The 13330-nt window shown below is 40.4% G+C and carries 8 protein-coding genes; 1 reads left to right on the forward strand and 7 read right to left on the reverse strand.

Annotated features, from left to right (window positions below; genetic code table 11):
- Window positions 1-11: 11 nt before the first annotated feature.
- From folC to fabB, 7 genes are all read right to left on the reverse strand, one after another.
- A complete protein-coding gene (gene folC, locus H5079_RS12045) occupies window positions 12-1277 on the reverse strand; it encodes a bifunctional tetrahydrofolate synthase/dihydrofolate synthase (RefSeq protein WP_086998467.1) in 1266 nt (421 codons plus the stop codon).
- Window positions 1278-1302: 25 nt separating this feature from the next.
- On the reverse strand, window positions 1303-2178 hold the full coding sequence (accD, locus tag H5079_RS12050) for an acetyl-CoA carboxylase, carboxyltransferase subunit beta (RefSeq protein WP_011328732.1): 876 nt from the start codon (window positions 2176-2178) through the stop codon (window positions 1303-1305).
- Window positions 2179-2332: 154 nt separating this feature from the next.
- On the reverse strand, window positions 2333-3127 hold the full coding sequence (gene truA, locus H5079_RS12055; protein WP_086998470.1) for a tRNA pseudouridine(38-40) synthase TruA: 795 nt from the start codon (window positions 3125-3127) through the stop codon (window positions 2333-2335).
- A gap of 149 nt (window positions 3128-3276) precedes the next feature.
- Entirely contained in the window at window positions 3277-7224 is a 3948-nt protein-coding gene (locus H5079_RS12060) for a FimV/HubP family polar landmark protein (RefSeq protein WP_182684166.1), read from the reverse strand.
- A gap of 348 nt (window positions 7225-7572) precedes the next feature.
- Window positions 7573-8589 carry an aspartate-semialdehyde dehydrogenase gene (locus H5079_RS12065; RefSeq protein ID WP_011328736.1) on the reverse strand — a complete coding sequence of 339 codons (1017 nt, stop codon included), beginning with the start codon at window positions 8587-8589 and terminating at the stop codon, window positions 7573-7575.
- A gap of 45 nt (window positions 8590-8634) precedes the next feature.
- Window positions 8635-9756 carry a 4-phosphoerythronate dehydrogenase gene (locus H5079_RS12070; protein ID WP_182684167.1) on the reverse strand — a complete coding sequence of 374 codons (1122 nt, stop codon included), beginning with the start codon at window positions 9754-9756 and terminating at the stop codon, window positions 8635-8637.
- Window positions 9757-9865: 109 nt separating this feature from the next.
- Entirely contained in the window at window positions 9866-11077 is a 1212-nt protein-coding gene (gene fabB, locus H5079_RS12075; RefSeq protein WP_011328738.1) for a beta-ketoacyl-ACP synthase I, read from the reverse strand.
- Window positions 11078-11258: 181 nt separating this feature from the next.
- On the opposite strand from fabB, the gene mnmC reads away from it, so the two are divergent.
- Window positions 11259-13268: a bifunctional tRNA (5-methylaminomethyl-2-thiouridine)(34)-methyltransferase MnmD/FAD-dependent 5-carboxymethylaminomethyl-2-thiouridine(34) oxidoreductase MnmC gene (gene mnmC, locus H5079_RS12080; protein ID WP_011328739.1), complete on the forward strand. Its 2010-nt coding sequence runs from the start codon at window positions 11259-11261 to the stop codon at window positions 13266-13268.
- The last annotated feature ends 62 nt before the right edge of the window (window positions 13269-13330 follow it).

Raw genomic sequence — 13330 nt, forward strand, 5'->3', positions numbered from 1 at the left:
CGATATTCTCTCTATTTTTTAAAGTAATCAATAGCGCCAGCAACGGTAAAAAATGAACCAAAAACAATCAAAACTGTGTCGTTTTGTTGTGTTGGCAAAATTACATCGAGTGCTGCTGCTACGCTATTATAACTATGCTTAATATCATTATGCGGTATGCTTTGTAGCGCATTTTGTAAGTTGCTAGCGCTATCACCACGAGGGCCATTTAAACTCGCTAACGACCATTGATCAACTAAATGGCTTACTTCTTTAAGCACACCTGCTTTATCTTTATCAGCAAGCATAGCGACTAATGCATGAATTTTAAAGCCTTTATCTTTGTAGCTTAGTAATTTACTTGCTAAATATCGAGCTGATTCAGGATTATGCGCTACATCGGTATATACCAAGGGTTGGTCGCTTAACTGCTCAAAACGCCCTTCCACAACCAGGTTTGCTAAACAGGCTTTGATCACCGACTCACTCGGGAGTAAATTTAACACACTTAGCGTGGTTAACGCTGTTGCTGCATTTTGACTAGGAATTGCTGGTTTAGCTAATTCAAGGTTGTACTGTTGATATTGCCAGCTAAAGGTATCTGCGTGTTCTTTAAATATAAAGTCACTCCCTGATAAAACCATCTTGGCATTTATTTCATCGCCATAATCAGTCATGGTATGGGGAATATTTAAATCGCCAATAATAGCCGGCGTATTTTCACGAAAAATACCCGCTTTGTCATAAGCAACGAGTTCGCGCGTATCACCTAAGTATTCTTTGTGATCTAAATCGATAGTGGTAATAACACTCGCAAAAGGCGTAACAATATTAGTGGCGTCATAACGCCCGCCTAAACCTACCTCTAAGAGTACGTAGTCAACCTCACAGCGCTTAAAAATTGCCAGCGCAGCCAAGGTGCCATATTCAAAATAAGTGAGCGCGGTATCTTTGCGCCCTTGTTCTAGTAAATGAAAGGCATCAACATGATACTGGTCGCTAAGCTCTTGCCCATTTACCCGTACACGTTCGTTATAGTGCGTTAAATGTGGTGAAGCATACGTACCTACGCTAAGGCCTTGCGCTAAAAGTAACGACTCTAGGCAGCGTGCTGTGGTGCCTTTACCATTGGTACCGGCAATCAAAATAATTTTACTTGAGGTGTTTAATAGCCCAATGTTATTAGCAACACTGGCAACGCGTTCTAGCCCCATTGCAATATTTGCAGGGTGAACACTTTCTAAATAAAAAAGCCAATCATCAAGGCTTGATGATTGGCTAGGAATTGTTTTTGTCATAGCGTTAGATCAATAAAGCTTAAATTTACGCTACTCTATGCTCTTGCTCAGTAGAAGGCAAGTTCATAAACTTAGCCAAAATGCGTGCCAATGTATCGCGCATTTCACGACGGTCAATAATCATGTCTATTGCACCGTGTTCAAGCAAGAATTCACTACGCTGAAAACCTTCAGGGAGTGTTTCACGCACTGTCTGCTCAATAACACGCGGCCCTGCAAAACCAATTAATGCTTTTGGCTCGCCTACGTTAATGTCGCCCAACATAGCAAGCGATGCAGAAACACCGCCCATTGTTGGATCAGTCATAACTGAAATAAATGGTAAGCCTTTTTCTGTCATTTTAGCAAGCGCGGCACTGGTTTTAGCCATTTGCATTAATGAAATAAGTGCTTCTTGCATACGTGCGCCGCCAGAAGCCGAAAAACAAATAAGTGGCATATTATGCTCTAAGCATTGATCAACAGCGTCAACAAAACGTGCACCTACTACCGATGCCATTGAACCGCCCATAAATGAGAATTCAAATGCTACAGCAGCTACAGGAATACCTTTTAAATGTCCCTTCATTGCCACAAGCGCGTCTTTTTCACCACTTGATTTTTGCGCCGCTGTAATACGGTCAGAGTATTTTTTTGAGTCTCTAAATTTAAGCACATCTTTAGGTTCGTGCTGTGTACCAAGTTCTACACGGTCACCTTCATCTAAAAAATACTCAAGGCGCTTACGCCCACTAATACGCATATGATGATCGCACTTAGGACATACATTCAATGCTTTTTCTAATTCGGCTTTATACAAAATAGAATCACACGATGTACACTTAGCCCAAACACCTTCTGGAATTTCTTTACGACCTGATGCTTTTGTCGTTTTAGGTAAGATTTTTTCTAGCCAACTCATTTGCAACTCTCTTAATGCTGTTCTGTGTCGCGAGCTTGCATGCTTATCATGCAAACAAATTTTCTCAATTAAAACATGAATTACACTAACACGGTATCAAAAACTGGTCTTAGTAGTTGCCAGCGCTTAGATTAAACAGTTAAAAACCACCTAATTAAATACTAATATCTGGTAAAAACAAAGGTCCTAATGGCGTTTTAGGTATGTTAAATTGTTCAGGATAATCAACATCTACCAGGTATAAACCGGCAGCTTTAGCGGTTGCACTTGCCTTTGCTCGCTCTTTTAAATCTAGCAATTCTTTTAGCCAAACAGGTTGTTGTTTATGTAAGCCTATATCCATTAAACAACCCGTTATATTACGTACCATATGATGTAAAAAAGCATTGGCTTTAATATCTATAATAACGTAAGTGCCTTGGCGCTGTACCGATAAATGCTGAATTGTTCTAATAGCAGTATTTGCTTGGCAGTGAATAGCGCGGAACGACGTAAAGTCGTATTTACCTATTAAATACTGACACGCTTCTTGCATTTTAGTTTCATCAAGCGTGTGATGAAAGTGCGTAACACCTTCGTTTAATACCGCACCACGAAGTGGGTTATTATAAATAACATAACGATAACGGCGTGCTGTAGCACTAAAACGAGCATGAAAATCATCAGCCACTGGCTGAGCAAAACGAATAGCAATATCTTTTGGCAACAATGTATTCATGCCTAAAGTAAATGCCACCATATCGCGTGGTGCATCTGTATCAAAGTGCACAACTTGCCCGGTACCATGCACACCGGCATCGGTACGCCCTGCGCATACAATTGCAACCGGATGATTACAAATACGCGATAACGCTGTTTCTACTTCTTGTTGTACGCTGTTTACGTGTGATTGTCGTTGCCAACCACTATAGCGTGCGCCGTTGTATTCAACTCCAAGTGCTACTCGCATAATTACTGCTTTACCTACTGTGCTAATGAACGGGGCATTTTATGCTATCTAGCGATGCAATAAAAGCAGCTGCGCTATAATCAAACCTATCCCGATTAAAAAAGCCCGTAATTAGTAAAATTACGGGCTTTAAATTTATGCTCTTTATTTTATTTAAGTTTAGCTTTTAAGCTAAGCGCTTCTTGTTGAACTTCTTCAGGGCCTTTATTAATAACGTCTTCGATAACCTTAAGCGCTGAGTCAAAATCATCTATTTCAATATAAGCGCGGGCTAAGTCTAATTTAGCAGAATAACCGCCACTTTCAGCATCAACATCTGTTGGGTTATCGCCGGCCAGTAATGAGTCAAAATCACCTAGCCCTACGTCCATATTCACATCATCGTAAGGTTCGTGCTCTGTATCTGCGTCGTCACTTTGCTCTAATAACGCATCAATATCTACAAACTCATCTTTGCTAGTTTGCTCAATAGTATTGCTGTTAACTGTTGGCTGTGGCGCTAAAGCTGATTCATCAGTATCTATTTCATCACTGAGTAAGTTATTAAAATCAACGTCAAACTCACTACTGTCTGCAATATCCAGCTCATCAGCATCGGCTAATTCATTTAGTAATGCATCAAAGTCGGTCTGAGTTAAATCGGCCATAAACTCGTCATCAAGCTCATCATCCGATGCAACTTCACCGTTATGCGGTAACTCTGTTGGCATTAATGCCGCTTCACGGTCTACATTTGTTTGCTCATCAATTAACTTCTCATCTAACTCTTCATTTAATTGCTCAATTTGAATATCGTCTACTTCGTTAAGCAAATCATCACTAACGTCATCATTTAATTGCTGCTCAGACGAATTACTTGTATCAACCTCTGGTGATGAGGTTATTGCTAATAATTCATCTTCATTTTGTTGTTCACTATCGAGCTCTGAAAAATCATTTTCAATTAATAGTTCATCGTCAAAGTCATCATTTAAACTATCTAAATTACCACCGGCTAGTAGCGAGTTTGCAAGATCTTGTTCAGCTTGACTCGAGGCCATACCTTTAGCATCACCATCTAGGTTATCACCTTGCAGCTCTTGCGGAGTAAACGCTTGCTGTTCATCTGCTGTTAGTATTGCATCGTCATTCAGATCTAGCTCAGGGTATTCGTCTACATCAAGCTCTTCGCTTGGCGCTGCTACATCAGGCACTGACTCATCTGCTAATAATTCAGATTCATCATTTTCAATACCTAGAGGGTCGTCACCTAATTCGGCTTCTGTTACATCATTAAAATCATCAACCGACCACTGAGGGGGTTCTACATACTCTTCATCATCGGATGCTTGTTGTAGCTCATTTAAAAGCTCATCAACACTTTTTAAATTATCGTCATTATATTCTTCAAGCGCATCTTCAGGATCGAGTAACGTCTGCGATGTATCTGAGTAATCCTCTATAATTGAGTCGCCAAAATCGTCTTGCTCTTCTACTGCAAGCTCTGGTTCTGACTCAAGTGCTGACTCTGTATTTTCACTTAATGAAGAGTCAACAGATTCAGCGTCGTCACTATTTAACTCTTGCTGCGCTTTTTCTAAATCCTCTACTGATTCAGCAAGGGCTGTATCTATTTGTGCATCATGTTCATCAAGGTCGTCGTCTAAGTTATCAATTAAACTGTCGATATCGTCAATATCATCTAAGTCAAAGTCATCAGTTTCTTCTACTAACTCAGCTGTATTTTTTTGCTCTTCAAGCGGTGCTTCAGGCTGTTCTTCATCATCCTGCTCACTTACTTCATCGATTAAGCTGTCGATATCGTCAATTTCATCTAAGTCAAAGTCATCGGCTTCTTCTACTAACTCAGCTGTATTATTTTGCTCTTCAAGCGCTGTTTCTGGCTGCTCTTCCTCGCTTTGCTCACTAACTTCGTCGATTAAGCTGTCGATGTCGTCAATATCATCTAAGTCAAAGTCATCAGCTTCTTCTACTAACTCAGCTGTATTACTTTGCTCTTCAAGCGGTGTTTCTGGCTGCTCTTCATCGCTTTGTTCGCTAACTTCGTCGATTAAGCTGTCGATGTCGTCAATATCAACACCATCATTTTCTTCAACTAATTGTGTCGTGCTGCTTTGTTCTTCAAGCAGATCATCATCCTGCTTGTTTGCTTCATCGATTAAGCTATCGATGTCATCTAAATCAAAGTCGTCATTCTCTTCTACGAGCTCTGTAGCGCTGCTTTGCTCTTCCAGCAGATCATCGCCCTGCTCGTTTGCTTCATCGATTAAGCTATCGATATCATCTAAATCAAAGTCGTCGTTTTCTTCTACGAGCTCTGTAGCGCTGCTTTGTTCTTCAAGCAGATCATCGCCCTGAACGTTTGCTTCGCCAATTAAGCTGTCGATATCATCTAAATCAAAGTCGTCATTTTCTTCAACTAGCTCTGTAGCGCTGTTTTGCTCTTCCAGCAGATCATCGCCCTGTTCGCTTGCTTCATCGATTAAGCTGTCGATATCGTCTAAATCAAAGTCGTCGCTTTCTTCAACTAGCTCTGTAGCGCTGCTTTGCTTTTCAGGCAGAGCATCGTCCTGCTCACTTACTTCATCGATTAAGCTGTCGATATCATCTAAGTCAAAGTCGTCGTTTTCCTCTACCAACTCTTCTGTATTGCTTGGTATTGATGATTGCTCTGATTCTAATAAATCATCAATATCAAAATCGTCATCTTCACTTGCCAACTCTTCACTAAAGGCAGATATTTCATCGTGAGAATCCCCACTCTCTGGTGCTACTTTGTCGCTATCACTCGATTCAATTTCTGGTAAGCTATCGTCTTCATCAAATAAGCTATCTAAATCATCAGCACTTAAAATATCATCACTGTTTTGTGATGTGTTTAAGTCTAAATCAATAGTGTCCTCTACAGGCTCATCAAAGCCTTGCTGCATAAAAATATCGAGTTCATCATCGTCTTGGCCGTCTTCATCATCAAAAATGATGTCATCGCTCAGTAAGCTTTCTAACTCATCTTGATCTAATAAATTGCTATCGTCTAATGAGTCGTCAAACGCTACATCGTCATCTAACAGCGCGTCATCCGAAATACCGTCATCTAATTGAACACTTAAATCATCCAACGGATCAGGAATAATAGGATCGTCGTGGCTAGCTGCACTTACAACATCATCGCTGTCATCACTGCTATAAACGGGAGTTTGCGGTAAAAATTCTTCATCTTCTTGGTTATTTTGCTCGGTGTTATTTGCGCGTTTACGTAACAACATTACAACGGCAAAAATAATTAATAATGCAGGTATAGTCATTAACAAAATTAAAACCAGCGGATTAGATAGCAAGGCTCCTAAGTCAAATTCGGCATCTTGTTTGGCGTCTTTGATTTTTTGTTGCGCTATTATTTCATTTTGTTTAACTATTAATTCTTTAAGTTGCAGCTGTATTTCGCTGTCTTGGCCTAGTTGCTCGCGTAAGTTTTTTAGCTCTTGTGAAATTCCTGTGAGTTGTTTTTTAAGCTTGTTATTCTCTACTAATATTTCTTCAACATTGTTTACCGAACTTTTAAATTGCTGTTGCAGCTCAACTAATCTATTACTTTGATCCGTTTTTATGTCATTTAATTCTTTTTGTAATTCTTTTTTAGCTTCGTCTACGTCAACTTTACGCGCTTGCGTTACTTTGGTTTGAGCTGTATTAATTTCGCTTTGCGTTAGCGTGCCGTTTTTCTTTTTTTCCCATAACTTGTCGTCTTGTTCAGAGCGCTGTCTTGCTAGCTCAGAGCTAACACTTTTAATTTCAGCTAAGGTGGGTATGTTTAAATAGGCACCACTTTGCATGTGGTTAAGGTTTTGTTCTAAAAATGAATTTGGATTTTTGTTATACAAGGCCTGCATAACTTGATAAATGCTTACAGAGTTATCAGGACGAACTTTAACAGCAATACGCCAGAGTGTATCGGTCGGTTTTATTGGCCCTATTGCTCGTCCTTGCACACCATAGTCAACGCCTTTAGGCCCCTTTAGTTGGGTACTGTCTTGAGAGTAAACAGAAGTGACTATCAATGCAGACGCCAATATAATAAGTGAAGCTAAACCGCGCATGCTGATCCTTTAATGTTTAAATGTTAACGTAGCGCCACAAAGTGGGCGCATAAACATTGATTATTCTTGCCGTTATCAACCAAATGGCTGACTCACATTTTTTATTACAATCTATTTTTATTGCAAGCTCTATTCCAGTTACAAACTATAAACCAGTTAGCCACTAATATCCATCGCAACACTTTGAAAATAAATACCTTAAATTTATAATTAAAAGTATTTAAATCTGTTATATCAACATCTTTATACGCTTTTAAATTATATGCGGCAATTAATTGACAGCCATATAAACAAAAAGCGGCAAACAAATAATGTTTACCGCTTTTTTTGCTTTAAAGCTATAAGTAATTACATGTAGTTAGCAATAAGCTCTTCTGCAATTTGTATGCTATTTGTTGCTGCACCTTTGCGGGTATTATCGCTTACAACCCACATATTTAAACCATGTGGATGTGAAATATCGGCGCGTAAACGACCAATGTAAACTGTGTCATTACCGCTGGCATCAGATACCGCTGTTGGGTAATCGCCCGCATCATCAATAAGCTCAACACCTGGCGCGTCGTTTAATAACTGTTTTACGTGTTCAAGGTCATATGGCATACGTGTTTCTATATTGATTGACTCTGAATGACCAAAAAACACCGGTACTCTTACACACGTTGGGTTTACTGCAATGGTAGTATCGCCTAATATTTTATGCGTTTCGTTAACCATTTTCATTTCTTCACGGGTGTAGCCGTTATCTTCAAATGCATCTATTTGTGGGATCACGTTAAACGCAATTTGCTTAGGAAATATATCGCTGTCAACTGGACGGGCATTCATTAAGTTAGCGGTTTGCTTTGCTAACTCATCAACCGCTTTTTTACCTGCGCCCGACACTGCTTGATATGTTGATACATTAATACGGTCAATTCCGTAAGCATCGTATATTGGTTTTAGTGCCAACATCATCTGAATAGTTGAACAGTTAGGGTTGGCAATTATGTTACGGTTTCTAAAATCGGCTAAGCTTGCTGCGTTAACTTCTGGTACGATTAGAGGGACTTCAAAATCATTTCTAAAAAATGATGTATTGTCGATTACTACACAACCAGCATCTGCAGCAATTGGCGCGTACTGCTCTGACACACTACCACCAGCAGAGAAGAAGCCTATGTGCGCTTGGCTAAAGTCAAAGCCTTCAACATCTAGTACTTCAATGGTCTCACCACAAAACTTAATGTCTTCGCCTGCGCTGCGGCTGCTAGCAAGTAAAAAAAGTTGATCCACTGGAAATTTACGATCTGCTAATGTTTCAATGATTTGACGACCAACTAAACCTGTAGCACCAAGTACCACAACGTTATATTTTTGCGACATATTTATTCCTCTTTAAGCGATATTAAAACAACATCGCTAGTTAAATTAGTTTGCAACAGTAAACCCAAGCTGGGCTAAAGCGGCTAGCTGCGAGCTATCACCTTGTATTGTTAAAGTGCTAAATTCTCGTCTTACAGGGTAGTTTTTACGTAAACTATCAAAACCGTTATTCGCTAAATCACGCAGTAAAATACCGTCATCACGGCGTACGTCGTAAATTAAATGCACCAAACGCGCAATATCAGCTTCATTAAAACTTTGTCCTAATGTAGCTTGCGTAATTGCAGGCACGGGTAAAAACTCGTCGAGCGACTTTGTTGCTTCTATCCCTTTTAGTTCACAAAACTTTTGATACAACATTTGTGTACCACGGGCTTTCCCTTCAAGGGTGTGCCCTGCAATGTGAACGCTTGCATAGCGCACATGCTCTAGTAGCTCAGTTAAAATAGTGGGTTCGTTTTCCCATACATCAAGCACTAAATCTAAATCGGCACCCGCTTGCATCACTTCTAATAATGCTTGATTGTCAATCACATCACCACGGCTTGCATTAATTAACGTAAGCCCGGGTTTGAGCGCTTTTAATCTGGCTTTATCCATCATATGTAGCGTTTTATGCTCGCCACTTTTTATAAGCGGAACATGAAAAGTTACAATATCTGACTGCGCAAGTAATTGATCAAGTGCTACGTGCTCGTTTAATAAGCCTTGCGCATGTTTTATTGGATCACATAAAAGTACAGTTAAATTCAGCGCTTGTAATTTTTGCGCCAAACAACTGCCAATACTGCCTACGCCAACTATACCTATTGTTTGATTATTAAGTGGGCGGGCGTTTTCTTGGCTTAAGGCATATAAACTGCTTATTACATACTCGGCTACCGCAATTGCGTTGCAGCCTGGCGCGCTACTAAAGGCAATATTTTTATCATTTAATAATTGCGTATCAATATGATCAACACCAATTGTTGCGGTGCCAACAAAGCTTAGTTTGTTAGCGTGTGCTAAAAGCTCATTATTAACCTGAGTGACTGAGCGAGTAAGCAGCACATCTACGTCTATTAGTTGATCGGCTGTTAATTGTCGCCCATCAAAACGCTCAACTTCACCAATGTCTGCAAAGTACTGCTCAACTAAAGGCATATTCTGATCGGCAAGAATTTTCATACAGAGTCCGTTTGGCAATTAAGGGTCGCTATTGTAACGAACAACCTAGGCTTTGCACAAACTAAAAAGCCGAGCAATGCTCGGCTTAGGGTATTTAGTAAGAAACTAATTAACCTTTATATTTACTCATAACTAACGTGGCATTTGTACCACCAAAGCCAAAGCTGTTCGACATTACAGTATTTAACTCAACATCACGACGCTCAGTAACAATATCAAGGCCTGCAGCTTGCTCGTCTAATTCATCAATATTAATTGATGGTGCAACAAAGCCATGCTCTAGCATTAATAAAGAGAAAATAGCCTCGTGAACACCCGCCGCACCTAGGGCATGGCCTGTCATTGCTTTAGTTGCGCTGATCATTGGTGAATTACCACCAAATACGTCTTGAATAGCGCCAAGCTCTTTAACATCGCCCACTGGAGTAGATGTGCCATGCGTATTTAAATAATCAATACTTTCTACGTCTTGCATAGCTTGGCGCATACAGCGTGCAGCACCTTCGCCTGAAGGAGCAACCATGTCGTAACCATCAGACGTTGCACCATAGCCAACAATTTCTGCGTAAATATGTGCGCCACGAGCAAGAGCATGTTCAAGCTCTTCAACCACAACAATACCGCCACCACCAGATATAACAAAACCATCGCGGTTTGCATCGTACGTACGCGATGCTTTTTCTGGTGTTTCGTTGTACTTAGTAGAAAGTGCGCCCATAGCGTCAAATTCCATTGCTAAAGTCCAGTGCAGCTCTTCACCACCACCAGCAAAAACAACATCTTGCTTGCCAAGTTGAATTTGTTCTACTGCATTACCAATACAGTGCGCTGATGTAGCACATGCAGAACTAATAGAGTAGTTAACACCTTTAATTTTAAACGGTGTTGCTAAACATGCAGACGTGGTGCTTGCCATAGTACGTGGCACCATATAAGGACCTACACGCTTTACGCCTTTTTCGCGTAAAATATCAGCCGCTTCTACTTGCCATTTAGATGAACCACCACCAGAACCAACTATAATACCCGTACGCTCGTTTGACACTTGCTCGTCAGATAAACCTGAGTCTGCAATCGCTTGCGTCATTGAAATATAAGAATAGGCAGCAGCATCACCCATAAAACGCATTGCTTTGCGGTCAACATGTTCTTTAACGTCAATATCAATTTTGCCCGACACGTTGCTACGTAGCTTGTAATCGGCAAATTCTTGGTTAAACGCAATGCCACTACGGCCTGTTTTTAACGATTCTAATACTTCTTCTTTGTTGTTACCAATACTTGATACAACACCGATACCTGTAATTACGGCTCTTCTCATGGGTAATTCCCTTAGCTTAATACTTAATTGCGTTCTATTTTACGCGAATTTAATCATCTAAGTGGTCAGCTTTCTAGCGTACACTTGTACTCTGAACTGCTAGCTTATAAATAACGCCAGACTATTTCAAAGAAAACACGTAAAATAATTAAAAAATTTCATCTCTAAAATTAAATGGGTCATGATAAAAAACGCCAACATTCACTTTAACCACCAAGGCACACCTGTTGCCAATGACTTCGATGATATTTATTATTCTGACGATAATGGCTTAGCTGAATCTTATTATGTGTTTTATCAGCAAAACAATATAGATACACGGTTACAAAGCCATGACCAAGCACATTTCGTTATAGCCGAAACCGGTTTTGGTACTGGCCTTAACTTTTTAAATACATGCCAGCACTTTACTGACCACCTTGCACGCCAACAAGTTCAAAAGCAACTAAACTATGGTGTAAAGCGACTACACTTTATTGCCTTTGAAAAACACCCATTAAGTGTAAGCGACTTAAGCAAAATATTAACAGCATGGCCTGAACTTAATTTATTAAGTGAGCAACTTATCAGCCAGTATCCCATTAATTTAGCAGGCTGCCATCGACTTGAATTTAATAATGGGACAATCGTGCTCGATTTATATTTTGGTGATGCACTGGAATCGATTAAAACAATGAGCTATCCGCGCTCAGGTATAGTAGATGCTTGGTTTTTAGATGGTTTTGCACCGAGTAAAAACCCTGACATGTGGCAGCAAAGCCTGTTTAATGCCATGGTTAACATTTCAAAAGTAGGAGCCACCCTTGCTACCTTTACCGCTGCCGGCTTTGTTCGTCGTGGGTTAAGTGATGCAGGCTTTACCATGCAAAAAGTTAAAGGATTTGCGCACAAACGTAGCATGCTAATTGGCACATTAAAACACACTAACGATACGCAATCGGCGCCAAGTTATTTTAATCACGATGTAAGCCCGCTTAGTAATGTGGCGGTAATTGGTGGTGGTATTGCCAGCAGCTGTATTTTATACAGCCTAGCTAAGCGAGGTATTAGCAGCCAATTATTTTGCCAAGATGCTGCACCCGCTATGGGGGCATCGCACAACGTGCAAGGGGCGGTATACCCTCATTTACAAGCAAAAAACTCCCCACACAGCGAGCTATTTGCGCATAGCTTTTTATATGCCAAACGGCTTTATAAACAGTTACTCAATGATGGCTTTAGTTTTGATCATAGCTGGTGCGGTGTATTGCAGCATGCAGTAAAACAGCCACTCGTTGATCGCCATGAAAATTTAGCCCAGCAGCAATTATGGCCACAAACATTAATGCGTAACGTAACCGCAGAGCAAGGAGATACTATAGCCGGAGTTACTACTGGTTATTCTGGCGTATATTTTGAACAAGGTGGCTGGGTAAACCCACCACAACTAGTTAATGCTATGTTGAGCGCCGCCCATTGTTTATCGCCTTATAAAAGTACTTTTAACTGCCATATAGAACAATTAAAAAAAACCAGCAACGGCTGGCTACTTTTTAGTAACGGCAAACAGTTTGGCCCCTTTAGCGATGTAATTATATGTGCAGGTGAGCACAGCGATGCATTTGCACAAACTAAAGCACTACCAATCGTAGGTGTACGCGGGCAAGTATCGCATGTGCAGGCAAGTGAGCAGTCAACTAAACTAAAAACGGTGCTGTGCCATAAAGGCTATTTTACACCCGCTTATTTAGATCATCATTGTATGGGTGCAACGTTTGAAAAAAACACCAAAAGCCGACAAGTAACTGAGCAAGACAACCTTAGTAATCGCGAGCAATTACTCAACTTTTACGGCCACTGTAATTTTGCAACTAGCTTAGGCAATATAACCGCAGCAAAAGCCGCAGTGCGTTGTAGTTTTATTGATCACTTACCTATGGCAGGAGAGTGGGTAGAGCAAAGCGATTACCTAACTGCCTTTGCTAATTTACGTTTAGGTAAACGCTATCAGTACCAAGCCCTAAGTAAAAAACAACAAGGGCTACATATTTTCACCGGCTTTGGTGCACGTGCTTTATGCAGTGCGCCACTTTGCAGTGAACACTTAATTAGCAGTTTAAACAACGAGCCGCGCCCGCTCAGCGAGCGTGTAAGCCAAGCTATTCACCCTGCTCGTTTTATAGTGCGTGATTTAATTCGTAATAAAATTTAATCAGTTAGCTATACTTGAAAGGTATACCAACGAGTCACGATCTACTGTAAGCTGAAATAGCA

Source organism: Pseudoalteromonas sp. SG44-5 (assembly GCF_014164175.1).
GTDB lineage: Bacteria > Pseudomonadota > Gammaproteobacteria > Enterobacterales > Alteromonadaceae > Pseudoalteromonas > Pseudoalteromonas nigrifaciens.